Raw genomic sequence first — 25,372 nt, 5'->3', positions numbered from 1 at the left:
AAAGGTTACTTATGACTTTTGAACGCAAATCATCTTATACAAAAGAAGATCTAATTAAATCAGGTAATAACGAACTATTTGGTATTGATGGGCCACCATTGCCTGCGGCGCCAATGTTAATGATGGATCGCGTTGTTGAAATGAACGAGCAAGGTGGTAAATATGAAAAAGGCTACGTTGAAGCAGAACTTGATATTGATGCTGATTTATGGTTTTTTAAATGCCACTTCAAAAATGATCCTGTAATGCCTGGTTGTTTAGGTCTTGATGCAATGTGGCAATTAGTTGGTTTTTACCTTGGCTGGCTTGGTGGTAAAGGTAAAGGTCGTGCATTAGGTGTTGGTGAAGTTAAACTTGCTGGACAAGTATTACCAACAGCAAAAAAAGTTACCTATAAAATTCACTTTAAACGAGTTATTAACCGTAAACTGATTATGGGAATTGGTGACGGTGAAGTTTTTGTTGATGGTAAATTGATTTATCAAGCAACCGATCTTAAAGTCGGCCTGTTCCAAGATACCGCTTCATTCTAAAATTATCAGCTCTGCTAATAAATAGCAGAGCCTATTTTTGTTTTCACTACACGTTTACAGCCGCAACAATTTTAATTTCGACTTTGTACTTATCGTTCATTAAACCGCTTTGAACTGTGCAACGCACTGGCGCTTTATCTTTTACAACCCATTCATCCCATGCTCTGTTCATCGCAGGGAAATCAGCTTTATCCGCTATAAAAATAGTTGCATCTAAAATTTGTGTTTTATCACTATTCGCTCGAGCTAATATTTTATCAATTTCACTCAACGTACTTCTTGTTTGCTCATAAGCATCATTAACTAGATTAGCTGGGACACTAGTATAGTATATGACACCATTAAAAATAGTTGCTTCTGACCAACGCTCATCAGGATCAATTCGTGTAATTTTCACTCTATTATGACCTTATCTTAAATGCTAATTTAGTAATAATAGCTGCTACTATTGGCACTCACTGCTATCATTAGTATAATGATAAAAAATATATAAAAAACAATTGTTGCTGCCATTGCAATTAAATTAAATAACCAAAAAGACGCTAAATTAATTATCGCCTCTCTTAAAAACTTGCCATCATTAGAATATGCTGCATAAGAAAATGAGCTACCTGATTTAAATAATTTTATACCCGCGATGATATAAGGTACGCCGAATATGGCGGTAATTATACCAAAGCAAGTAAGGCCACCCGCAATAATCGCTAATACACCAAAAATTTTGTGAATTGTACCAATAAATGACATTTTTTTAATTATAACCGGATCAACGTCAATTTGTATAATATCCTTAGTCATGTCCATCTTATTTCCTCTATTCGTTAATTATCGGCGACATACTAGCAAAATTGTACTTAATAGACAATTTGAATTAAACAATATCAAGATAGCGTAACAAAATCACTTCTCAACTTATTAATTTCATCTCTAAGCACGCCCGCCCTTTCAAATTCGAGATTTTTAGCAGCCTCATACATCATAACCTCTAGCTCTTTGATTCTTGCTTGAACCTCTTTTATTGAAACATATTCATAATTCTTACCTGGTTCAAATATCTTAATCTTACTCGTCGATTTTTTGGTGCTAAGTCCTGCCTCTAGAATATCTTGAATCTGTTTTTTGACCGAGGTTGGTGTAATATTATGCTCTTGGTTAAATTCTTGTTGTTTAGCCCTTCGTCTAGCGGTTTCATCAATCGTATTTTTCATCGCAGGTGTTATCTTATCGGCATATAAAATTGCCTTACCATTGACATTACGAGCAGCTCTCCCGACCGTTTGAATCAGTGAACTAGTGGAACGCAAAAAACCCTCCCTATCAGCATCTAAAATCGCGACTAAAGAGACCTCGGGTATATCTAGCCCTTCTCTTAATAAGTTGATCCCAACTAATACATCGACTTCACCTAAACGTAAATCGCGAATAATCTCCATGCGCTCAACGGTATTAATATCTGAATGTAAATATTTGACTTTAACGCCATGTTCAGAAAAATAATCAGTCAAATTCTCAGCCATTTTTTTTGTGAGAGTCGTGACTAAAACGCGCTCACTCAGTTGTATACGTTGTTTTATTTCTGAAAGTAGATCATCAACTTGTGTCATAACTGGCCTCACCTCAATAACAGGATCAAGCAATCCTGTCGGCCTTACTACTTGCTCAATAATTTCATTACCTGATTTTTCAATTTCATATTTCGCAGGAGTTGCTGAAACATAAATTGTTTGAGGCATAATTTTCTCAAATTCAGTGAATTTTAATGGTCGATTATCTAAAGCAGATGGTAGACGAAAGCCATATTCAACTAAATTTAGCTTACGAGAACGATCGCCATTATACATCGCACCGATTTGCGGTACGCCGACATGCGACTCATCAATAAATAGCAATCCATCTGCAGGTAAATAATCAAATAATGTTGCTGGAGGCTCACCAGGCTGACGCTGTGCTAAGTAACGTGAATAGTTTTCAATACCAGAGCAATAACCTAATTCTGACATCATTTCTATATCAAATAGCGTTCGCTGGGTTAAACGTTGCTCTTCCAATAAACGGTTTTCAGTTAGCAATATTTTTTGTCTTTCCGAAAGCTCTTGTTTAATTTGTGCAACTGCATTATCCAATATATTACGAGGGGTAACATAGTGAGTTTTTGGATAAACTGTAATTCGGGAAACTTCATTAACAGCGCTTCCAGTTAAAGGATCAAACAGCACTATTTTCTCAACTTCATCATCAAATAATTCTACTCTAACAGCTAAAGTATCTGAATCTGCAGGGAAAATATCAATAACATCCCCCCGAACTCGAAAAGTACCACGATTAAAACCGATATCATTACGCTTATATTGCATTTCTGCTAATCGCGTTAAAATAGAGCGTTGATCGGTAATAGTTCCTTTCGTTAAATGAAGGATCATTGCCATATAGGTTTCTGGTGCGCCTAGGCCATAAATAGCTGAAACTGATGCAACAATCACGACATCTCTTCGTTCCAAAAGTGATTTAGTTGCGGATAACCTCATTTGTTCAATATGTTCATTAATAGAGGCATCTTTCTCAATAAAAGTATCGGTAGATGGCACGTATGATTCAGGCTGGTAATAGTCGTAATATGAGACAAAATACTCCACCGCATTATCAGGAAAAAATGCTTTCATTTCCCCATACAGCTGTGCAGCTAACGTTTTATTTGGTGCAAGGATAACAGTTGGACGATTGTGGGTAGCTATAACATTTGCCATAGTAAAGGTTTTGCCCGATCCGGTAACACCGAGTAAAGTTTGATGAGCAATACCATCTTCTAAATTCTGATTAATTTTTTTTATGGCTTCAGGCTGATCCCCTGCGGGTTTGAACTCAGAACACAATTTAAAATTTCTCATATTTTTATACCCATCTCTGTTATATCATTATTACCAATTAATAAAATTTATCCCCAAAAGGACTTGACCTTTCAGATTTATTCATTTTTTGCTTAGTTACGTAAAAAATAGATTAATCATATTATAGAATGCATGCTTGCTTTATTATAACACATTGATTAATAACAATTTGATTTTTTATGTTTACTATCTAAGCAAACTAGAGTAAAGCTAGCTATTCCCGACGATCACCACCCTTTTAAAGAAACTATTCACAAAGTTATCCACAGGCGACGGGGATAACTTTATTAATTGTGCCAGCCCCTCGTTTATCAATACCTTAGGATTAAAAATGTATTTATAAATCTATTTTAAATGGGACTGAAATAAATTTTTTCCCTATTTTTATTGATAAATTTGATAGTAATTCCCTAACTAGTCACTGATAATTTTTCGAAATCATATTTATAACTATTGTCCGGTGAGCGAACAAATGTTAGTCGGTGCGTAATACAAGACGGAGCATCTTCTACATGATGAGATACAAATAATAGTTGGCTATATCCATTTTCAATTAACAAATCAATCCAACGTTTTACTAGCTCTCGATTTAATTGATCAAGACCTTGTAAAGGCTCATCTAATATTAATAACGTAGGATGTTTAACTAATGCTCGGGTTATTAAAACTAAACGTTGCTGCCCCCAAGATAGTGATTGGAATGGCTGGTTTGCCTTATGACTTAGGTTAAGTAGAGCAAGCCATTCATCAGCCAATTTACTTTGCCGATCACTTGTCGCACAATAAATACCAATAGAATCAAAATAGCCAGACAATAAAACATTTTTGACACTGATACTTACCCGATAATCAAGGTGAAGGCTACTACTCACATAACCTATATGCTTTTTAATATCCCAAATTGTTTCACCTGAGCCACGCTTACGCCCGAATAATGTTAAATCATTACTATACCCTTGTGGATGATCACCGGTAATTAAGCTAAGTAGGGTTGACTTCCCTGCACCATTGGGACCAACTATTTGCCAATTCTCTTGCGCATTTACCCGCCAATTCAAATCGCTAAGAACGGGAGTTTCATTATATTGTACATAGCCATGATTCAAAATAACTCTTGGTAGTTCATCAGTTAATTGAATGGGTAATTCATCAGGCCCCGGCAAATGTATGCTATTTAGTGTTTCTATATTAGCAAACGCTTTTATAACTTCATCTTGCAAGATAGCACTTTGGTTCCCAACTTTGATTAACTGACACTCAGCGATAACGCCTATAAACTGAACAAACTCAGGAATATCATTAAATCGATTAAGCACCAATACCAATGTTAGCCCCTGTTGAGACAAATCCGCTAATAATAACGTAAGTTGGTGACGAGATTTAGTATCAAGGCCATCAAAAGGTTCATCAAGAATCAACAGTTCAGGCTTTGACATCAAGACTCGACATAATAACGTTTTTCTCGTTTCACCAGTCGATAAGTACTTAAAACGGCGATTAAGCAAGTGTTCAATCCCAAACTGATTGGCTAATTTTTTACATAAATCGTCATTTGATATATTTTCTTGAATAACCTGAGCCGTTGTTAGCCCTGTATCATCTTCATCCTCGCTAAGCAGATCAGTATTGTTTTTTTTCCATTCATCATCAACCAATTTTTGTAATAATTCAAATGAGATATGCGCAACGCGAGAAAATTGATTACAAGCATCACCGGATAATAATTGTTGCTCATTAGCTAGCGACTTTGCGAGCGTTGATTTACCACTACCGTTATTGCCGACAAAAGCAAAGCTCTCACCTTTCTTTATCACTAAATTAGGTATAAAAAACGTCATATAATCACTAATTTTATATCTAGCATTTTCTATTTCTATCATGTCCATATCCATTTTTAATTAATCAATAACTTGCTATCTCATTTTAAAACACGGGTCTAATGATTAAATCGAAAATATAACGTAAGAGGAGACAAACACTACTTATAAACATTTTATAATATGTGCTATGATGCAACCATTATAGTCTAATTAGAACCATATATTGTGAACAAAATATTTCATCTTTTAAAAAAAATTTATGCAGGCTTAATTATTCTTGCTGCGGTGATTATTTGTTCGAACGCTGTTGGTTTTTCAATTTTTGCCATTATCTCTTTTAGTTTCTATATTTCGTTAACATTATTTTTTGTATTTATTACACGTAGAACAACCTTATCATTAGTTATCGCCAGCTCATTAATCATCTGTCTACAACTACTTAACCAGATAAAAGTTCATTTTTATAAAGAAAGATTATTCTTCCCTGATTTTTATGTTGCAAGCGATCCAGAAAATTTTTCAACGCTTATACACTATCCAAGTGCATTGTTTTATCTAGTGACACTGTTTATCTTTTTAGTTATTAATTTTTATCTTTTTTGGTCAAAGACACGAATTAGCCATAAGTTACGATGGGTATGTCTTATTTTATCAGCCGTTTTACTGATAACCACAATTTATATTAGTAAGCAAGAACAGACTAATTCACTATGGCAACAATTCTTACCTAAAGGGCGAGGAACGATTGCAAATCTATTTATTTCATCTAATCAAATGTCTTATGAGCCACCTTATTATAATAGCACATCAAACTATTTCTTAGAAAAGTCATCAGCTATTGATAATAAAACTAACAATACGGCTCTTATACCAAATAAAAAACCAGATATTGTTGTTTTCTTACAAGAATCAACCGTAAACCCACAATTATTTAATATCCAATCAAGTAATGTGCCCAGGTATGACATGTTCTCTCAGCCAAATAGTAACTTAATGCGTGTACAAACATTTGGAGGTGGTACTTGGTTGACTGAATTTGCGATACTGACAGGGCTAAATAGCAACGATTTTTCTTTTCGTAAGAACTCTGTTTACTATACAGTTGCCCCTCATGTCCAAACAAGTTTATTTAAAGAATTAAATGATAATGGCTATTATACGGTGGTTCTCTCACCAATGGGTTACGGCAATTATAATGCTGGGCCATCTTATACTTCATTTGGTATGCAACAATTTTTTATGCCGCAAGACTTAGGGTATCAGGCATCTAAAGATGAAAATTTATGGAAAATCCCGACTCAAGAATTGCTTGATAATGTTAAAACTATTTTAGAAACTCATACAGATAAGCCCCTTTTTATTTTTGTCTTATCGATGAATGAACATGGCCCTTATGACCCAAACTACGCCGATAACGCTCAACTAAGTAAAGATATCGCAGATCAACAATTTGTTGGTAGATTTAATGATTATTTAAATAAATTAAAACAGCTAAACTTAGCAACAAAAGACTTTAATAATTATATAAAACAAAGAAATAACCCGACACTGTTTGTATATTTCGGTGATCACCAACCTAATTTAGGTTGGGCTGGAGACTATAAAACCCAACTTAAACAAGCTGATTACTTAACTCAGTACACTTTATCAAGCAATTATCCTATTGAGCTTGAGCATAATGAGCTGACTGATGCGTCTTTGATCAGTGGACTAATTTTAGAAAAATCAGGTGTAAGATATTCCGATTTTTATAAAGCAAATGTTGCTATGCGCTATTTATGCGATGGAAAATTAGATGATTGTGCAGACCAAAAATTAGTAGAAAGTTATAAACACTACATTTACCAAGATTTAAAAAGTGCTGGAAGTGCAACAAAGCATTAATATTTTTAATGCTTTAATTATTTATCAGCGCGCAATGATATTTCACCGCCGATATAGGGAATTATTTTACCATCTCGTTCAAGTAATAAAGCACCTTGTTCATTAATCCCTCGACAAATTCCTTTAATAATTGTCTCGCCAATAATGAGTTTTACTGCTCGATTAATGAAGTTATCAATAGCGCTCCACTCGCCTAAAAATGCCGAAAAACCATTTTTTTCAAAACAAACTAACGCATCACGTAAGTGAAATAATAAGTTTGCAACGAGCAAATTTCTATCAATATTTCCTAAATTAGACCACGCTTGATTAACAATTTGTTGATCGGGGTTTTGCATACTTAAGTTTATTCCAACCCCCATAACAATATGAGCTACATCACCTGTCTTACCCGTAATTTCGACTAAAATACCTGCTAATTTTTTATCATCAAGATACAGATCATTAGGCCACTTTACTTTAATATTTTGACCTGATAGATTTCGTAAAACTTTCGCAACGACAATTCCGATAACTAAGCTTAGTCCCATCGCAGCTGCAGGTCCTTGCTCTAATCGCCAATACATTGATAGATATAAGTTACTACCAAATGGTGAAAACCACTGTCGACCTCTTCGCCCTCTACCTGCTTGTTGATACTCAGCAACGCATGCCTCGCCAGATAATAAGCTAGTTATCTTATTTAATAAATATTGGTTAGTTGAATCAATAACGGGAACGACTTCCAGTCCAACTTGCTGCTGTGTATATTGCCGATAATGATTGGCAATATTGTCATATTTTAATAAATCTAAGGGATACACCAATTGATAACCTTTACCCTGAATAGATGTAACTGCGATCCCCCAATCTCGAATTAGTTTAATATACTTATTTATACCAGCACGAGTGATACCAAAAATAGTGGCAAGCTCTTCACCTGAATGAAACTGTCCATCAGATAATAAATCAATAACTTTAAGGGGATTAGAAAGATCCCGCATAACGATGCTCCCTATTTTTTATTAAACCTTTCAATAATAACCAAACAAAATAAACCGAAATAATGATAAAGCTAATAAACAGATAACTATTACCTAATTTATCCATTACCAATGCAATAATTGCGGGAGCAATCAAGCTCCCTAATGTGTTAACCAATAACATGGTTTGATTCATTACCACAATATCTTGTTTTCTAACACATTCACATGCCCAAGCCATCGAAATAGGATAAACGGTATAAATCGTAGCCCCGAGAATAATCGTTGCCAAGATCGGTAAAAAATCGATGATTAGCATAAAACAAGCAATAACCGCGATGACCATTTCCAGTAAAAGTAGAATATGTTTACCATATTTATCGGCAAACCATCCGACAGGAAATTGAGCAATAACACCCGATGCAATAAGTAAAATCATCCAATTAGCAACTTGACTATCATCATAACCTAAATGGGAGTAATAAGCTGGTAGCAATGAATAGATTGAACCAATTATCATTCCTGCAATAACGCATCCAACTAGGCCTAATCTTGCTTGCTTGTTTATTAGCATTGGCATTAGATTGAATGAATTCTTTTTCTTTTTTGGCAGTTTATAATGAGTCAATAAAATAAATAATGCAGCTAATGCCATCAATATTGAGATAACTAAACCAAAATACAGTACATTCGCCGGAAAATAACGTAATAAAGCCTGACCAAGTACCGTCCCTAGATAATACGTTGTCATATAGACAGCTAACATTTTACTTCTCGTTTTAACCGTTCCGGTCACAAGAATACAACTTTCAACAATAACCCATGTTATAGCGCAAGCAATACCAATAATAAATCGCCAAAATGACCAACTATAAAAATCAATTGCCAAACTTAGCCCTAATGTTGCTAATGCAAATAAAATACAGACATAACTATAGGTCCTTTTAGCGTTAAACTTGCCAATAACCCAGTTTGCCATAATAGTACCAACTAAGTTACCGATAAAATAACTAGAACCAACAACACCAATTTGCCACACCGGAAACTCATTATGCACAAGCCAAAGGGGTACTTGGGTATTGAGTGTTGAAAGAGAAATTGTTACAAATAATAAACTTGTTAACAAAATCGGGAAAGAATACGAACGAGCGCCCATCTGACTATCTCTAAATATAAAAAAATTAACACCCCAAAAGTAACTTGATTCATATTAAATTACTTTGGGTATAGTTGAACAATGTTATTAAGGCAGTAATAAATTAGGATTTATTTCTCCTTGCTTATTCATAAATCGAATTTCAGGAGATAAATGAATATTAAATTTTTGCTGCACAGTATTTATTACTACACGAGATAAATCAACCACATCTTGTGCTATTGCATTACCTTTATTCACAAGAACTAAAGCCTGTTTATCATGCACAGCAGCGCCACCGATTTGATATCCTTTTAAACCACACTGATCAATTAACCAACCTGCCGCAAGTTTTACTTGTCCATTCGCTTGAGGATATGCCGGCATATTAGGATAATATTCAATTAATGCGTCATATTGAACTTTATCAATAACCGGATTTTTAAAAAAACTACCCGCATTACCAAGTATATTGGGATCAGGAAGTTTACTACGGCGAACTTCACATACTTTATCGAAAATAACTCTCGCTGTAACTGTATTTGGATCAAAGTTCTTTAATTCGCCATATTCAAGAATGGGTTGCCACTGTTTTATAAGTTTTAAACCGACACCAACAACAACATATCCCTCAAGATATTGCGATTTAAAAATACTTTCACGATAACCATACTTACCATCTTTTACCCGAATCACATTACCTGTCGCCAATTCGACAAGTTCAACGAAATGGGCAAATTTTTCGAATTCAACGCCATAAGCACCAATATTTTGAATTGGCGCAGAGCCAACACAGCCAGGAATCAATGCTAAGTTTTCAAGCCCTGGAATATTGCTATCGATTAAGTAGGAAACTAATTGATGCCAGATTTCACCCGCGCCAACATGAATAAACCAATAATCGCTATCCTCCGTAACCGTTATTGCTTTAATTCTGTTAATAATAACAATTCCGTCAAAATCTTCAGTAAAAAGCGTATTACTCCCCTCACCTAAAATTAAAATGGGTAAATTTTTAATTTTAGCTTGTCTATAACAATCAAGAAGTTGCTCTATAGAGCAAACTGATATTACATCATATGCATATACAGGTAACTTAAATGTGTTTGGGATCGCTTTTTTCATCTTGTTATTTCTTCTTAAACGCAGCAGCAAAGGCATTGCCCATTGCACTATTTGTCGACATCGGGGAAGGTTTAGGGCTAATTACCTTAGCTTCCTTGCGGGGTTGCTCACTATTTTTATTACTAACAGCAGAATCATCAAGTCGCATTGATAATGCAATACGTTTACGGGCAATATCGACTTCAATAACCTTAACTTTAATAATATCACCTGTTTTAACTACGGTTCTTGGATCTTCTACAAATTTATCAGATAATGCTGAAATATGAACCAAACCATCTTGATGTACACCAATATCAACAAAAGCACCAAAGTTTGTTACATTCGTTACAGCGCCTTCCATGATCATGCCAATTTTAAGATCATTCATCGTTTCAACATTTTCAGTAAACTGAGCTGTTTTAAATTCAGGCCGTGGATCTCGCCCTGGCTTATCTAACTCTTTAATAATATCAGTGACCGTTGGGATCCCAAAATCTGAATCAGTATAGTCTACCGCCTTTAATGATTTAAGTATGGTTGAATCACCCATTATCTCTTTTAACGGTTTATTTATTGTAGTAAGAATTCTTTCTACAACAGGATAAGCTTCGGGATGAACGGCTGAAGCATCAAGTGGATTTTTTCCATTCATGATACGTAAAAAACCAGCACACTGTTCAAATGCTTTTGGCCCTAAACGAGATACTTTTAATAACTGTTTTCGATCAATAAATTGACCATTTTCATTACGGTAATCAACAATATTTTGTGCAATGATTTTATTCAAACCAGCAATACGAGATAGTAGCATAACTGAAGCTGTATTAAGATTAACACCAACAGCATTAACGCAGTCCTCAACCACTGCATCAAGCTTCTTGGCAAGCTGTGTTTGGCTTACATCATGTTGATATTGACCAACCCCTATTGATTTAGGATCAATTTTAACTAGTTCAGCTAACGGATCTTGTAGGCGGCGTGCAATTGAGACGGCTCCACGGATAGATACGTCAAGATCAGGAAACTCCTGCGCGGCAAGTTCTGATGCAGAATAGACAGATGCTCCAGCCTCACTAACAATAACTTTTTGTGCTTTTACGTCAAGATACTTTTTCTGTAAATCAATAAAGAAACGCTCTGTTTCGCGTGATGCAGTGCCATTACCAATTGCAACAAGTTCAACTTGATATTTAATACATAACGCAGCAACAATCATCGCGGCTTTGTCTGCCTGACCGGTATGTGGATAAATTGTTTCTGTAGCAACGAGTTTTCCTGTCGTATCAACAATTGCAAGCTTAACTCCAGTACGCAAGCCGGGATCCATACCCATTGTTACTTTCATACCAGCTGGAGCCGCCATTAGCATATCGTGTAAGTTTGCAGCAAAAACATTAATAGCTTCTTCCTCAGCTCGCTCTCGCAAAGTTGTCATGAGTTCTGTTTCCATGTGCATTAAAATTTTAATGCGCCATGTCCAACTAATGACGGCTTTACGCCATTTGTCAGCAAGTTCATCATTGAAATAGACACCAAGATGCTCGGTTATAATATGTTCACAGTAACTCTCTTTAGGCGGCTCTTCTGATAACGGGTCAGCATTAAGTGCTAACTGTAAGAAACCTTCATTACGACCACGAAACATCGCTAATGCTCGGTGAGATGGTGTTTTAGCAATTAGCTCATGGTGGTCAAAGTAGTCAAGGAATTTAACACCGTCATCTTCTTTACCTTGATTAACGCGCGCAACAATATGAGCATTATTCCATAAATAGTGACGAACTTTAGCCAGCAATGAAGCATCTTCAGCGAAACGTTCCATTAAAATATAACGAGCGCCATCTAATGCCGACTTAGTATCTTCAATGCCTTTATCGCTATTAAGATATTTATTTGCTTCAGTTTCAGGATCAAGCTGAGCATTTTGCCACAAATTATCAGCTAAAGGTTCAAGCCCCGCTTCGATAGCGATTTGACCACGAGTACGGCGTTTGGGTTTGTAAGGTAAATAGAGATCTTCTAACTCAGTTTTATTTAATGTTGTTGTAATACTTTTTTCGAGTTCAGGTGTTAGTTTACCTTGTTCAGTAATTGATTTTAAAATAGTTTGTTTACGGTCGTCGAGCTCCCGCAGATAGCTTAATCGGCTATCCAAAGTCCGCAACTGGGTATCATCTAGTCCGCCAGTAACTTCTTTACGGTAACGTGCAATAAATGGTACAGTGCTACCTTCATCAAGTAATGTGATGGCGGCTAGAACTTGTTCGGACCTTACGCTAAGCTCAGCTGCTATAATATGGTTAATTTGAGGATTTATCATAAACACTTATCTTATATTAATGGAATCAAAATAAACAATTTCAATTATGGCAAAAAGTAATTATATAACAAGAGACGGCTATTTGGCACTCGATCGTGAATTAAAATATCTTTGGAAAGAAGAAAGACCAAAAGTAACTCAAGCTGTATCTGAAGCAGCAGCAATGGGTGATCGCAGTGAAAATGCGGAATATATTTATGGTAAAAGGCGCTTACGTGAAATTGATCGACGTGTACGATTTTTAACCAAACGCTTAGAAGCATTAACTATCGTTGAGCTAAGTCCTGCTCAAGAAGGTAAAATTTTTTTCGGGGCTTGGGTAAAACTTGAGGATGAGCGCGGTGATGAAAAAATTTATCGCCTTGTGGGTCCTGATGAATTCGATCCTAAAAAAAACTGGATATCAATTGATAGCCCTGTCGCTAGAAGTCTGATTGGTCACAAAGTAGATGAAGAAATAACAGTTAATACGCCAAATGGTAAAGCTTATTATTATATTTTAGCAATCTATTATCATGACATTAACCTTAATATATAAAAAAAGGATTTATACTCTTTTCGTTATTTTTTTGTTGTAAACCTCTATTATAGTATGAAAATAGGGTATATTTAGATGCAAAAAGAAATAAGTTTTTAGTCTTATTCATCGAGCGTAATTTCGTCCAGCGATAAACTAAAGCTTGGCACAAATACATCGATAAAATAGTCCATTTCAGGGCTATCTCTTTCTGACAAAGTTTTATTCAGTCGTTGCTCTGCAAGTTTAAACTCATTATTACCCGCACTGAGCTCTTCTATCGTTTTAAGGTAAGCACACAAAGCATCCGCTTGTTTAACAATCGATTTTTCTTCCTCACTATAAAAATCATCATCAATTAAAGGTCTAAAATCTTCTCTAAGATCAGCTGGCAGCATATCAATAAGCTTGTTTTGAGCAATTTTTTCTATTTTTTTATACTCAATAGTGATCTGTGGATTATAATACTTCGTTGGTGTTGGCATATCACCTGTTAATACTTCAGATACATCATGATACATTGCCATTAATGCAATACGCTCTGGATTAACCTGCCCATTAAATTTACGATTTTTTATAATAGCAAGGGCATGGGCAACAAAAGCAACTTGTAAACTATGTTCAGATACATTTTCAGTTCTAACATTGCGCATTAAAGGCCAACGACTAATTAATTTTAGTCGAGAAAGATGGGCAAAAAAATGACTTGGTTTCATAATCAATAAAATTTTCAATATTATAGTTTAACAAAAATAAAAAACGCCTCCATTTATTCAATGAAAGCGTTTCTTGAAAGATTAACTCAACTAAGCAAGAACGAGTGATTGTTCTAATAACGCTAGTGGAACCTGCTCTGATTCATCAAAGGTTACAAATTCCCAAGCATCTTGTTTAGCAAGCAAAGCTTGTAATAATTGGTTATTTAACGCGTGACCAGATTTATAACAAACAACTTCTGCCAACATATTGTAACCACTCATATAAAGATCACCTATGGTATCAAGCATCTTATGTCTTACAAACTCATCTTCAAAACGTAAACCATCTTCATTTAGTACGCGATAATCGTCAACAACAATCGCGCAATCAAGGCTACCACCTAAACATAAACCTTTTGATTGTAACATCTCAATATCACGCATAAAACCAAATGTTCGAGCACGACTAATTTGACGCACAAAAGATTCTGAAGAAAAATCCATTTGGTAACGCTGAGAGCTACCATTAATAGCTGGATGGTTAAAATCAATAGTAAAATCTAGCTTAAAGCCATTATAAGGCCTAATTTCAGCCCACTTATCACCATTTTCAACCCGTACGGTTTCTTTTACACGTAGGAATTTTTTTGCAGCTGTCTGTTCCGCAATACCTGCATCTAACAATAGGTAGATAAACGGACTTGCGCTTCCATCCATAATTGGGATCTCAGGAGCATCAACTTCAATAATAAGATTGTCAATACCTAAGCCAGCTAACGCGGCATTTATATGCTCAACGGTTGAAATTCTAACGTTATTTTCATTAACTAAACAAGTACATAGCATCGTATCTCGCACAGATTTAGCATCTACAGGAAAGTCAACAGCAGGGTTTAAATCCGTTCGTCGATAAATAATTCCTGTGTTATCAGGTGCTGGGCGTAATGTAAGCGTAACTTTCTTACCGGTATGTAAACCGACACCTGTTGCCTGAATTTGATTTTTTAATGTTCTTTGTTTCATTTCACACCTATCATTATTTAGTATAACGATTTTACCACATACTCATTTTGACAAAAATATGGTTAATAAGTTCAGATTAATCTGCTTGTTTACGTAAAAAAGCAGGAATATCTAAATAATCTTCTTTGCTAACTGTTGTAACTGACTGGTCGTTAACAACTTGAGCTGGTTTAATTTCTTGTTGCACCGGCGCACTTGGTTGTTGGTACGTTTGACGAGGCGCTACAGGTTGGACCATTTTCATATCTGGTCGCTTATCCATACCAATACCCGTTGCAACAACTGTTACCCTAATTTCATCGCTCATTTCAGGATCTATTGTCGAACCGACTACGACTGTTGCATTATCTGATGCAAATGCCTGAACCGTGCGGCCAACAGTATCAAATTCTTCTAGACTTAAATCAAATCCAGCGGTTACATTGACTAATACACCTCTAGCACCTGATAAATCAATATCTTCAAGTAATGGACTAGAAATTGCCATTTCTGCAGCTTCTTCGGCTCGATTATCACCAGATGCTTTACCTGATCCCATCATCGCATAACCCATTTCTGACATTACGGTACGCACATCGGCAAAGTCAACGTTAATAATGCCTGGTTTAGTAATCAGCTCTGCAATACCTTGCACTGCGCCCATTAACACACCATTAGCAGCAGAAAACGCATTAAGCAATGTCACACCACGACCTAATACTTTAAGTAATTTGTCATTTGGGATTGTAATTAATGAATCGACATGTTTTGCTAATTCAGAAATACCTTGTTCTGCAAACGCCATGCGTTTTTTGCCTTCAAAGCCAAATGGTTTTGTCACAACGGCAACCGTTAAGATACCAAGCTCTTTTGCAATTTCAGCAACAACAGGTGCAGCGCCAGTACCCGTTCCACCGCCCATACCTGCAGCAATGAAAACCATATCAGCACCTTCAAGAGCAGTACGAATAATATCACGATCTTCTTGTGCAGAGGTTTTGCCTACTTCAGGATTAGCGCCTGCGCCCAATCCTTTCGTAATATTTCCACCGATTTGGATCGTTTGACCTACTTTAATTCGTCTCAAAGCCTGCGCATCGGTATTTGCAGCAAAAAACTCTACACCTTCAATGTGCTCAGCAACCATGTGCTCAACAGCATTACCGCCGCCGCCGCCAACACCGATAACTTTAATAACTGGTTCATTTGATGCAACCATAGGTTCAAACATAATTACTCTCCAAATTTACATTCCTTGCGCCTACTTACACAACGCCTAGCGAATATTGTACAGATAACCGCTAGTAAAGTCACGAAGTTAATGCATTATTATTATATAAAAATAGCTAAAACTCTTTTCTAAACCAACCAGTTACACGTTTAGCTAATCCCTTGATTGATGATTTATCTTTCGTGTTACCATCATCGTTTAATATACTTTGTTTACCATAATGCAAAAGTCCTACCGCCGTTGAACAATAAGGCTTTTGTACATAATCCGTTAGTCCAGAAATATTAAGTGGGTATCCGATCCTCACTTGATTTTGAAATACTTTTTCAGCGCACTCGACTAACCCTTTAATTTGTGCGGCTCCGCCTGTAAGTATAATCCCTGCAGCAAGTTGATGTTTAACATTTTGTTGCTTTAAATTATCTTGCAATACAACAAGCTCTTTTTGTACTAAAGATAATAATTCGGTGTAACGTGGCTCAATAACATCTGCAAGTGTCTGCCGTTGTAAGGTTCTTGAAGGTCTGCCACCAACACTTGGAACATCGATAACTTCATCTTTACTAACTAATGTTCCCGTTGCGCAGCCATACTTAATTTTTATACTTTCAGCGTCCATAGGCGGAGTACCAAATGCATAAGCTATATCGCTAGTTACAACCGTTCCAGCATAAGGAATAACAACAGAATGTCGCAATGCTCCGCCGGTATAAACAGAGATATCCATTGTACCTCCGCCCATATCTATCACACATGCACCAAGTTCTTTTTCATCATCAGTAAGCACTGCATAACTTGAAGCCAACCCAGAAAAAATAAGTTGATCAACTTTTAGCCCGCATCGTTCGACGGCTTTAACAATATTTTTAGCCATATCATTATGACAAGTAATTAAATGTACTTTCGATTTCATCCGCACGCCAGATAAACCAATCGGATTTTTGATCCCTTCTTGTAAATCAATGGAATATTCTTGAGCAATAACGTGTAAAATTCGATGTTCATCTAAAATTCTTACTGATTTAGCCGTATGCACAACATTATCAACATCATCAGCAGTAACTTCTTCTTCAGCAATCGGCACCATACCAATTTCATTTTGGCAGCGAATATGTTTTCCTGATAGTGCTAAATATACTGACGATATTTGGCAATCCGCCATTAATTCGGCTTGATCTACCGCCCTTTGTAGCGACTTTACGACAGACTCAAGATCATTAACACCACCTTTGTCTACACCTTTAGATGGGCAATGACCTACACCAATAATATTAATAATGCCGTCAGGAAGTATTTCACCAACAAGTGCAAGTACCTTGGATGTACCAACTTCGAGTCCAACGACTAACTTTTTCTCGTTTGCTTTCATACTTCGTTATCCTAATTATTTCTCAATTTTTTGCTTTTTAACTGAAATACCATTTTCATAGCGTAAATCAACTTCAGCCAATCTTTCATTTTCGAGTAAACCAGTTTGAATGTCAGAGAAAAAACGAATAAGACGCGTATATCGCTCAATTATTTTTTCTCGCCCTAGCTTTAATGTAATATTTTGATTATCGACACAAAAACCTTTTATACACTGCTTAACAACCAATTGCCATGCATTTCGTTCATCGGCAATGGCTTCACTAATCAATAACGTTGAATCTTTGTTTGCTGATTTAGTCGAAACGTCATCTAATTGATGATAAGTCTCTAAAATCAGTTTTTCTTTACCTATTGGCCCAAATAGTTTGGGTAATAAAACATCTTTAATCCGTTCTTTTGGTACACTAAAAATTACAGCATCTTTATCTAATAAAAAGATATCATTCCAAATATAGCTTGGTTGATACTCAACAATGTTTACAATTAGGCGATCTGGCCATTGTTTGCGGACACTTACTTGTTTAATCCACGGTAGGCGCATAATTTCTTGTTGTATATCATCAACATTTTGGGCTACATAAGTATTAGGTAACCCTAATTCTAATATTGCTTTACGAATATCATCTTCATTCGTAAAGTCATGATCACCAGTTAATATCAATTGTGATAAAACAACACGCTCAGGATTATCAACCCAATTTTTTACTGCAATAACAACCCAAACACTTAAAAATAAAACAAGAATAAAAAACGAAAAGCCAACAAACTGTTCAATATTTACAGGTATGAAAAAAGATTTTTTTTTCGTCTCTTTTCTTTGTGCGGCTTGCCGTGCTTTTTTCATATTTATCAATCTTTCGGCTATTATTTATAATCTAAACTTTTGCTAAACTTAAAATTTTGAGAACTAAATCAGCAAAAGACCATCCTCTTTGCTTAGCTGCCATCGGCACTAAACTGTGATCTGTCATACCTGGCGCTGTATTAACTTCTAACAAATAAGGGTTACCATCAGCACTAAACATGACATCAACTCGTCCCCAACCACGACATCCAGCAGCATGATATGCTTTAAATGCGAGATCTCGTAATGCCATTTCTTGTTTTTCATCTAACCCACTAGGGCAAAAATATTGAGTTTTATCTGATAAATACTTAGCATCATAATCATAAAAGTTGGTTGCTGGTTGAATTTTTATGGTTGGTAAAACTTCATCACCAACAATTGCAACCGTATATTCAGAGCCAGATAAAAACGCTTCAACCATAACTGAATCGTCAAATTTAAATGCATGTTCAATCGCAGTGTTTAGTTCACTCGCTTGATTAACACGGCTCATACCAACACTTGATCCTTCATGACTTGGTTTAATAAATAACGGTAAACCTAATTGTTGTATAATGCTATCAATACAAATAGATTGCCCTTTTTCAAGCGTCACATGCTCAGCAACCGGTAAATTAGATGATTTCCAAATAAGTTTAGTTTTTAATTTATCCATGGTTAAAGCTGAAGACAAAACATCGCTACCGGTATAAGGAATATTTTGGTAACTCAATATAGCTTGAGTGATCCCATCTTCACCGCCTCGCCCATGTAGAGCAATAAATGCTTTGGTAAATCCATCATTTTTTAATTGTGTGATAGGATATGTTTTTGTATCAATCCCATAGGCATCAACACCTTTTTCGAGTAATGCTTTTAATACCGCATTACCTGATTTTAAAGAAACTTCACGCTCAGCTGATGTTCCACCGAATAAAACTGCAACTTTATCTGCCATTATTTATTACCTTCTAGAAACGATTCTTTTAAAAATAGTCCATTATTTGATAACTGTCGGGCAATTCTACCTACACTACCAGCGCCTTGTGTTAACAATAGATCGCCACCTTTTAACACTTCAGTTAAAATCTGAGGTAACGACTCGGGATCAGCAACATAAATAGGATCAACCTTACCACGATTACGAATTGTTCGACATAGAGCTCGACTATCAGCTCCCGTAATCGGTTGCTCACCTGCCGAATAAACATCTAGCATAATTAACACATCAACTTGAGATAAAACATTAGCAAAATCATCAAACAAATCTCGTGTTCGTGTATAGCGATGAGGCTGAAAAATCATCACTAAACGTTTTTCTGGCCAACCGTTTTTTGCAGCTTGAATAGTTACGTTCACTTCACTTGGATGATGACCATAGTCATCAACCATCATTATTTCGCCATTATTAGGATGAGAATAATTACCTAAAAAATCGAAGCGGCGGCCTGTCCCAGCAAATTTTTCTAATGCAGCTAAAATAGCGTCATCATTAATGCCATCTTCAGTTGCAGCAATTATCGCAGCCGTTGCATTTAACGCATTATGTTGACCAGGTGCATTAAGTTCAATACTTAATTTCGGCAATCCCGGCCTAATTACAGTAAAATAGCTACGATTTAATACCTGCCTATAATCTTTTATAACGACATCAGCTTCATCATTAAATCCATAACTAATAATTTTACGGCCAACGATCGGTAAAAGTTCACGATTAATAGGATCGTCATAACACATAATAGCTAAACCATAAAATGGCAAATTACGTAAAAAAGTAATAAATGTCTGCTTTAAATTATCAATATTACCTTGATAGGTATCCATGTGATCAGCTTCAATATTGGTGACAATTGAAACCATCGGTTGTAAGTGCAAAAATGAAGCATCACTTTCATCTGCTTCAGCAATAAAATAACGGCTACTACCTAATCGAGCATGCGTTCCGGCGGCTTTAACTAAGCCACCATTTACAAAAGTGGGATCGAGCTTAGCTTCAGCATAAATGGCCGTAACCATCGCAGTTGTCGTCGTTTTACCATGAGTTCCAGCAACAGCAATGCCATAACGAAAGCGCATTAACTCTGCAAGCATTTGAGCGCGCTGAATAACGGGAATTCTTGCATCTATAGCAGTAGTAACTTCAATATTCTCATCTGAGATAGCCGATGAAATTACAACAACACTTGCACCAATTACATTCTCAGCTTTGTGCCCAATCGTAATCGTTGCACCTAATGTTGATAAGTGCTGAGTCACTGCATTTTCAGCAATATCTGAACCACTAATTTGATAACCTTCGTTGGCAAGAACTTCAGCAATTCCACCCATACCAGCGCCACCAATACCAACAAAATGAATATGTTTTACGCGCTTCATTTCTGGAATAATTGTTCTTAATGCTGCTAATTTTTTTATATTCATATTCTATCTTACTAATATTTTTAATGTTTAGTGATACATTGGTTAATAGCTTGTGCAACGACTAAGGCAGAATCTTTCACTGCTAAGCTATTTGCTTTATTAGCCATATCGAGCAATGTATTGCGATCAAGTGACGTTAATATTCCAACTAATTTATCTACAGTAAAGTCAGCTTGTTCAATAATCGTCGCGGCACCAATATCTTGTAAAGATTTAGCGTTCCAATACTGCTGACGATCTTTATGCATAAAAGGAATAAAAATTGCACCCAATCCAACAACTTGTATTTCACTGACGGTTAGCGCCCCACTACGACAAATAACTAAATCAGCCCAGCTATATGCATCAGCAACATCATCAATAAATTCAGTAACAACATTATCGCTCATATCAATTTCATTATAAGCAGCTAATACCGTATCTTTAGATCCTTTACCTGTTTGATGCCAAATATTAAATTTATCTGAGAGTTGTTTAAAAGCAATCGGAATAATATCATTTAGTACCTTAGCGCCTTGACTCCCCCCCATTACCAGTATCCGTATCTTACCATTTCGAGAGGCAAATCGTTCTTGTGGTGATGGTAAGGATAAGAGATCTTCTCGCACAGGATTACCCACAACTTTGGCATTTTTAAATGCTGTGGGAAAGGCTTGTAATACTGTTGTTGCAATCTTTGATAACCATTTATTTGTTAACCCTGCGATACCATTTTGTTCATGTAAAACAACAGGTATCCCACATAGCTTAGCTGCAATTCCGCCAGGACCTGATACATAGCCTCCCATACCAAGCACGACATCAGGCTGGTAAGCTTTTATTATTTTCCTTGCTTGCATTACGGCTTTTAAAATTCTTAATGGTGACAATAATTTAGCCAAAATACCTTTACCTCGAATACCTGATATTTTGATAAAATCGATCTCAATACCCTGTTTAGGTACTAATTGAGCTTCCATTCGATCGGCGGTACCAAGCCAACGAACTTGCCAACCTTGCTTTATTAATTCATGAGCAACAGCTAATCCAGGAAACACATGTCCCCCCGTTCCACCCGCCATTACTAGTAATTTTTTAGTCATTTTTTTATCCTTACCCGCGCCTGAATTTGTTCTTGACGAAATTCGAAGTCGATTCTAAGTAACAAGGCAACAGCAACACTCATAATAATAAGGCTTGAACCACCATAACTAACAAATGGCAACGTAAGTCCTTTCGTGGGTAACATGCCTGATGTAACACCTACATTCACAAAGGTTTGGAAACCAAACCAAATACCAATTTGACACGCTAAATAACCTGAAAATAGTGAACCGATGCTCAATGAGCGGTAGCCAATTGATAATGCTTTAAACGTTAAAAAAAACAATAACGCTAAAATCGCCACCACACCGATATAACCAAGTTCTTCGGCAATAATAGAAAAAATAAAGTCTGTATGAGCCTCCGGTAAATAGCCTAATTTTCGCACAGAATTACCCAAGCCTTGCCCCCAAAATCCACCATTACCAATTGCCATCAAAGAACTTGTCAACTGATATCCAGAACCTGTTGGATCTTTCCAAGGATCAAGGAAAGTTGTAAAACGCACTAATCGATAAGGTTCAAATAAAATAAGTAATATTACCGAGAAAATTCCCGTTCCCAATATAGCAAGGAATTGCCATAATCTGGCTCCAGCAATAAATAAAATACCTAAAGTTACTGAGAATAAAACGATCACGGTACCTAGGTCCGGCTGTTTCAAAAGCAGCAATGATAAAACTAACATAACTGTCATGGGTTTAAAAAAGCCCCAAAATTTATTCTGTACTTCGTCTGATTTACGCGCTAAATAACTCGCTAAATAGCAAAATAAAGCTAATTTTGATAATTCTGCTGGTTGAAAATTAAATATACCTAACGGGATCCAACGTGAAGCACCTTTAATTGAAGAACCGACAAATAACACAACGATTAACATCACGATCGTAAGCAGTAACAAAATAATACTCGTTTGCTTCCATCGCATAATTGGAATATAAAGCACAATAAACATCATAAAGATAGCAAGCCCTAATTGTGCAAGTTCTCGTTTAGTATAAAAAAAAGGGTTAATTTCACTAATTGTCATTGATGCCGAAGTAACCATTAAAACGCCAAATACAACAAGCCCTATAATTGCCCATAATAATGAGCGATCATATAGCATGCTTTGCGCATCAACGTGATGATTAATATGAAGCCAACGCATTAGCCAAGCTCCTTGGCTAGGGAAATAAATACATCACCACGTTCAATATAATTTTTAAATTGATCTAAACTTGCACAAGCTGGCGATAACAATACAACATCATGTTTTTTTAAACGTTGGGTAATCTCAACTATCGCCTCTTTCATTGTTGTTAGCTTAGTTGTTACATCGGGCCTTAACATCGATAGCTGATCTCTATCGTGACCAAAGCAATAAATCTGGATGTTTTTTTGTTTTGCTAAGTAAGGGATCAAAGGTGAAAAATCAGCAGATTTGCCATCTCCACCTAATAAAAGATGAAGTGTACCATCACAAGTTATACTCTTTAAGGCAGCTTCAGTACTACCTATATTTGTTGCTTTAGAATCATTGATCCATTTAACGCCATTACGATCTAAAATGAGTTCAAAGCGATGAGGTAATCCTTTAAAATTTTTGATAGCTTCTAAACTAATTGCTCTATCAATAGCTAAGGCATCACTTATCGCTAATGCGGCCAACGCATTTAAGTAATTATGAATGCCAAATAAATGCATTTTTTTTACGTCTAAAACAGCATTATCATTGGCGATTAAATGCTGATAATCTTTATCTAGATGATATTGTCCTTGCAATAAACCAAATTCAATACACTTGGTATTAGCGTCTACCTTAGATGGATAAGTTAACTTATCATCATGATTAATAATACAATTTTTTGAATTGGCGTAAATTTTTTGTTTAGCTGCAGTATATTGCATGATACCATCAGGATAACGATCCATATGATCTTCTGAAATATTTAAGATAGTTGCAGCACTCGCCTGTAAGCTATAAGTAGTTTCTAGTTGAAAGCTAGATAACTCTAAAACAAAAATGTCATAATTTTCATTTAAAAGCGTTAATGCAGGCTTACCAATATTCCCTCCTACACCAACTTTAATTCCTGAAGATAGAATAATATTACCAACTAAACTTGTTACGGTAGTTTTACCATTAGCACCGGTGATAGCGGCTACTTTCTTATTATTTAATTGATTGATTTCTCGACAAAATAACTCAATATCTCCGACAATTTCAATGCCACACTGTTGTGCTTTTACTAGTTCTGGCGCTGATAAAGCAATACCAGGACTAACAACAATTAGATCAGCAGCTAGAATCCATTTTAGATTCAAACTACCTGTATGACATAAAACGCGGTTATCAAGTTGCTCAATTCCACTTGGTTTAAGCCTAGTATCAATTACTTTAGGAATAACATTTTTAGCAAGGAAATAATCGACACATGACAAACCGGTGATGCCAAGTCCGATAATAACGATATTTTTTCCTTGATAATTAGTCATTGTCAATCCTTTATTTACCGTAGCTTCAATGTAAGTAGTCCAATTAAGACTAACATTAATGAGATAATCCAAAATCTGACTATAACTCTTGGTTCAGGCCAACCTTTTAATTCATAATGATGATGAATTGGTGCCATACGAAATATTCGTTTACCCCGTAATTTAAATGATCCAACTTGTAAAATAACCGATAATGTTTCAATAACAAAAATTCCACCCATTATCAGTAATAAGAATTCTTGCCTTAATAAAACGGAGATAACGCCAAGTACACCACCTAAAGCTAATGAACCAACATCCCCCATAAAAACCATTGCAGGATATGTGTTAAACCATAAAAAGCCAAGCCCAGCACCAACAATTGCCATGCAAACAATCATTAATTCACCGCTATATTGGATATAAGGAATATCTAATTCTTTAGCAAAAGAGACATTACCAGTTGCCCAAGCAACTAAAGCAAATCCACCAGCAACAAATATTGTTGGCATAATAGCAAGCCCATCTAAGCCATCAGTTAAATTAACCGCATTACCGGCACCAACAACAACAAAATAAGCTAATAGAACAAAAAATAATCCTAGCTGAGGAACAACGTCTTTAAAAAAAGGGACAACTAAAGCAGTAACTTCAGTGTCTTTACCATAAATATATAATCCAAAAGCAACAATTAAAGCGATAACTGATTGCCAAAAATATTTCCATCTAGCGACTAAACCTGCCGTATTTTTACGAACAACTTTTAAATAATCATCAACAAAACCAACAATGCCATAACCTATTAATACAAATAATGCAGTCCAGACATAAGGGTTTGTCAGATTTGCCCATAGCAATACTGAAATAGTAATCGATGACAATATTAAAGTTCCCCCCATCGTAGGAGTTCCTTTTTTGCTTAAGTGGCTCTCAGGTCCATCATTACGTACAACTTGGCCTATCTGCAATTTTTGTAGCCAATCAATAACTTTTTGCCCCATCGCAAGCGAAATGATTAAGGCTGTAAACAAAGCCAAAATAGCCCTTACAGTAAGCGACGTAAAGACATTAAAAAATGTCTCATACTTTACTAATAAACTAAACGCCCAAAATAACATAA

General features: G+C 35.9%; 21 protein-coding genes and 1 pseudogene. 3 read left to right on the top strand and 19 right to left on the bottom strand.

The features are described 5' to 3' along the window. The first annotated feature begins 11 nt into the window (after positions 1-11). Positions 12-533, top strand: coding sequence for a bifunctional 3-hydroxydecanoyl-ACP dehydratase/trans-2-decenoyl-ACP isomerase (gene fabA / locus RHO14_03915; GenBank protein WVD71951.1), 522 nt, complete (start codon positions 12-14; stop codon positions 531-533). 46 nt (positions 534-579) lie between these two features. Here the strand turns inward: fabA and RHO14_03910 are convergent, their stop codons facing one another. From RHO14_03910 to modF, 4 genes are all read right to left on the bottom strand, one after another. Continuing rightward, positions 580-930, bottom strand: a complete 351-nt coding sequence (locus tag RHO14_03910) for a RidA family protein (protein ID WVD71950.1) — start codon at positions 928-930, stop codon at positions 580-582. A 29-nt stretch (positions 931-959) separates the two neighbouring features. Beyond that, complete coding sequence (locus RHO14_03905; GenBank protein ID WVD71949.1) at positions 960-1,337, bottom strand: DUF5362 family protein; 378 nt, start codon at positions 1,335-1,337, stop codon at positions 960-962. Between the two features lie 77 nt (positions 1,338-1,414). Next, positions 1,415-3,418, bottom strand: a complete 2,004-nt coding sequence (uvrB, locus tag RHO14_03900) for an excinuclease ABC subunit UvrB (GenBank protein WVD71948.1) — start codon at positions 3,416-3,418, stop codon at positions 1,415-1,417. Positions 3,419-3,828: 410 nt separating this feature from the next. Beyond that, complete coding sequence (gene modF / locus RHO14_03895; protein WVD71947.1) at positions 3,829-5,298, bottom strand: molybdate ABC transporter ATP-binding protein ModF; 1,470 nt, start codon at positions 5,296-5,298, stop codon at positions 3,829-3,831. A 165-nt stretch (positions 5,299-5,463) separates the two neighbouring features. Between modF and RHO14_03890 the strand changes: the two genes are divergently transcribed. Next, positions 5,464-7,122 (top strand): LTA synthase family protein, encoded by a 1,659-nt coding sequence (locus tag RHO14_03890; protein WVD71946.1) that lies wholly within the window; start codon positions 5,464-5,466, stop codon positions 7,120-7,122. Between the two features lie 17 nt (positions 7,123-7,139). Here the strand turns inward: RHO14_03890 and birA are convergent, their stop codons facing one another. From birA to RHO14_03870, 4 genes are all read right to left on the bottom strand, one after another. Further along, positions 7,140-8,105 carry a bifunctional biotin--[acetyl-CoA-carboxylase] ligase/biotin operon repressor BirA gene (gene birA / locus RHO14_03885; GenBank protein WVD71945.1) on the bottom strand — a complete coding sequence of 322 codons (966 nt, stop codon included), beginning with the start codon at positions 8,103-8,105 and terminating at the stop codon, positions 7,140-7,142. Then, entirely contained in the window at positions 8,089-9,240 is a 1,152-nt protein-coding gene (locus RHO14_03880) for an MFS transporter (protein ID WVD71944.1), read from the bottom strand. The genes birA and RHO14_03880 overlap by 17 nt, the downstream gene beginning before the upstream one ends. Positions 9,241-9,327: 87 nt before the next feature. Continuing rightward, positions 9,328-10,344 (bottom strand): UDP-N-acetylmuramate dehydrogenase, encoded by a 1,017-nt coding sequence (gene murB / locus RHO14_03875; GenBank protein WVD71943.1) that lies wholly within the window; start codon positions 10,342-10,344, stop codon positions 9,328-9,330. 4 nt (positions 10,345-10,348) lie between these two features. After that, a complete protein-coding gene (locus tag RHO14_03870) occupies positions 10,349-12,646 on the bottom strand; it encodes a Tex family protein (protein WVD71942.1) in 2,298 nt (765 codons plus the stop codon). Between the two features lie 46 nt (positions 12,647-12,692). Between RHO14_03870 and greB the strand changes: the two genes are divergently transcribed. After that, on the top strand, positions 12,693-13,184 hold the full coding sequence (gene greB, locus RHO14_03865; protein WVD71941.1) for a transcription elongation factor GreB: 492 nt from the start codon (positions 12,693-12,695) through the stop codon (positions 13,182-13,184). A 101-nt stretch (positions 13,185-13,285) separates the two neighbouring features. Here greB and yfbR read toward each other — a convergent pair whose 3' ends face one another. From yfbR to mraY, 11 genes and pseudogenes are all read right to left on the bottom strand, one after another. Further along, entirely contained in the window at positions 13,286-13,879 is a 594-nt protein-coding gene (gene yfbR / locus RHO14_03860; GenBank protein ID WVD71940.1) for a 5'-deoxynucleotidase, read from the bottom strand. Positions 13,880-13,969: 90 nt separating this feature from the next. Then, complete coding sequence (gene lpxC / locus RHO14_03855; GenBank protein ID WVD71939.1) at positions 13,970-14,884, bottom strand: UDP-3-O-acyl-N-acetylglucosamine deacetylase; 915 nt, start codon at positions 14,882-14,884, stop codon at positions 13,970-13,972. A gap of 76 nt (positions 14,885-14,960) precedes the next feature. Further along, positions 14,961-16,094, bottom strand: coding sequence for a cell division protein FtsZ (gene ftsZ, locus RHO14_03850; protein ID WVD71938.1), 1,134 nt, complete (start codon positions 16,092-16,094; stop codon positions 14,961-14,963). Between the two features lie 115 nt (positions 16,095-16,209). Further along, positions 16,210-17,463, bottom strand: a complete 1,254-nt coding sequence (gene ftsA / locus RHO14_03845; GenBank protein WVD71937.1) for a cell division protein FtsA — start codon at positions 17,461-17,463, stop codon at positions 16,210-16,212. Positions 17,464-17,478: 15 nt separating this feature from the next. Then, a complete protein-coding gene (locus RHO14_03840) occupies positions 17,479-18,309 on the bottom strand; it encodes an FtsQ-type POTRA domain-containing protein (protein WVD71936.1) in 831 nt (276 codons plus the stop codon). A 31-nt stretch (positions 18,310-18,340) separates the two neighbouring features. After that, a complete protein-coding gene (locus RHO14_03835; protein WVD71935.1) occupies positions 18,341-19,249 on the bottom strand; it encodes a D-alanine--D-alanine ligase in 909 nt (302 codons plus the stop codon). Next, entirely contained in the window at positions 19,249-20,712 is a 1,464-nt protein-coding gene (gene murC / locus RHO14_03830) for a UDP-N-acetylmuramate--L-alanine ligase (GenBank protein WVD71934.1), read from the bottom strand. Before murC ends, RHO14_03835 begins: the two co-directional genes overlap by 1 nt. Positions 20,713-20,732: 20 nt before the next feature. Then, positions 20,733-21,794, bottom strand: a complete 1,062-nt coding sequence (gene murG / locus RHO14_03825; protein ID WVD71933.1) for an undecaprenyldiphospho-muramoylpentapeptide beta-N-acetylglucosaminyltransferase — start codon at positions 21,792-21,794, stop codon at positions 20,733-20,735. Further along, positions 21,791-22,933: pseudogene (gene ftsW / locus RHO14_03820) on the bottom strand (cell division protein FtsW). The gene murG and the pseudogene ftsW overlap by 4 nt, the downstream one beginning before the upstream one ends. Positions 22,934-22,944: 11 nt before the next feature. Next, positions 22,945-24,273: a UDP-N-acetylmuramoyl-L-alanine--D-glutamate ligase gene (murD, locus tag RHO14_03815; GenBank protein ID WVD71932.1), complete on the bottom strand. Its 1,329-nt coding sequence runs from the start codon at positions 24,271-24,273 to the stop codon at positions 22,945-22,947. 14 nt (positions 24,274-24,287) lie between these two features. Next, positions 24,288-25,370 (bottom strand): phospho-N-acetylmuramoyl-pentapeptide-transferase, encoded by a 1,083-nt coding sequence (gene mraY / locus RHO14_03810; protein WVD71931.1) that lies wholly within the window; start codon positions 25,368-25,370, stop codon positions 24,288-24,290. Positions 25,371-25,372 lie beyond the last annotated feature (2 nt).

It is taken from the genome of Orbaceae bacterium lpD04, assembly GCA_036251935.1.
Classification (GTDB): Bacteria; Pseudomonadota; Gammaproteobacteria; order Enterobacterales; family Orbaceae; genus Orbus; species Orbus wheelerorum.
This window is presented reverse-complemented; position numbering and strand designations above follow the sequence as displayed.

Excerpts from the sequence above, each read along its gene's own strand:
- murC (WVD71934.1), bottom strand. The coding sequence starts at position 20,712 with ATGAATATAAAAAAATTAGCAGCATTAAGAACAATTATTCCAGAAATG.
- mraY (WVD71931.1), bottom strand. The coding sequence starts at position 25,370 with ATGTTATTTTGGGCGTTTAGTTTATTAGTAAAGTATGAGACATTTTTT.
- RHO14_03840 (WVD71936.1), bottom strand. The coding sequence starts at position 18,309 with ATGAAAAAAGCACGGCAAGCCGCACAAAGAAAAGAGACGAAAAAAAAA.
- RHO14_03835 (WVD71935.1), bottom strand. The coding sequence starts at position 19,249 with ATGGCAGATAAAGTTGCAGTTTTATTCGGTGGAACATCAGCTGAGCGT.
- ftsA (WVD71937.1), bottom strand. The coding sequence starts at position 17,463 with ATGAAAGCAAACGAGAAAAAGTTAGTCGTTGGACTCGAAGTTGGTACA.
- yfbR (WVD71940.1), bottom strand. The coding sequence starts at position 13,879 with ATGAAACCAAGTCATTTTTTTGCCCATCTTTCTCGACTAAAATTAATT.
- RHO14_03870 (WVD71942.1), bottom strand. The coding sequence starts at position 12,646 with ATGATAAATCCTCAAATTAACCATATTATAGCAGCTGAGCTTAGCGTA.
- RHO14_03905 (WVD71949.1), bottom strand. The coding sequence starts at position 1,337 with ATGGACATGACTAAGGATATTATACAAATTGACGTTGATCCGGTTATA.
- modF (WVD71947.1), bottom strand. The coding sequence starts at position 5,298 with ATGATAGAAATAGAAAATGCTAGATATAAAATTAGTGATTATATGACG.
- birA (WVD71945.1), bottom strand. The coding sequence starts at position 8,105 with ATGCGGGATCTTTCTAATCCCCTTAAAGTTATTGATTTATTATCTGAT.
- ftsZ (WVD71938.1), bottom strand. The coding sequence starts at position 16,094 with ATGTTTGAACCTATGGTTGCATCAAATGAACCAGTTATTAAAGTTATC.
- murD (WVD71932.1), bottom strand. The coding sequence starts at position 24,273 with ATGACTAATTATCAAGGAAAAAATATCGTTATTATCGGACTTGGCATC.
- murB (WVD71943.1), bottom strand. The coding sequence starts at position 10,344 with ATGAAAAAAGCGATCCCAAACACATTTAAGTTACCTGTATATGCATAT.
- lpxC (WVD71939.1), bottom strand. The coding sequence starts at position 14,884 with ATGAAACAAAGAACATTAAAAAATCAAATTCAGGCAACAGGTGTCGGT.
- uvrB (WVD71948.1), bottom strand. The coding sequence starts at position 3,418 with ATGAGAAATTTTAAATTGTGTTCTGAGTTCAAACCCGCAGGGGATCAG.
- fabA (WVD71951.1), top strand. The coding sequence starts at position 12 with ATGACTTTTGAACGCAAATCATCTTATACAAAAGAAGATCTAATTAAA.
- murG (WVD71933.1), bottom strand. The coding sequence starts at position 21,794 with ATGACTAAAAAATTACTAGTAATGGCGGGTGGAACGGGGGGACATGTG.
- RHO14_03880 (WVD71944.1), bottom strand. The coding sequence starts at position 9,240 with ATGGGCGCTCGTTCGTATTCTTTCCCGATTTTGTTAACAAGTTTATTA.
- greB (WVD71941.1), top strand. The coding sequence starts at position 12,693 with ATGGCAAAAAGTAATTATATAACAAGAGACGGCTATTTGGCACTCGAT.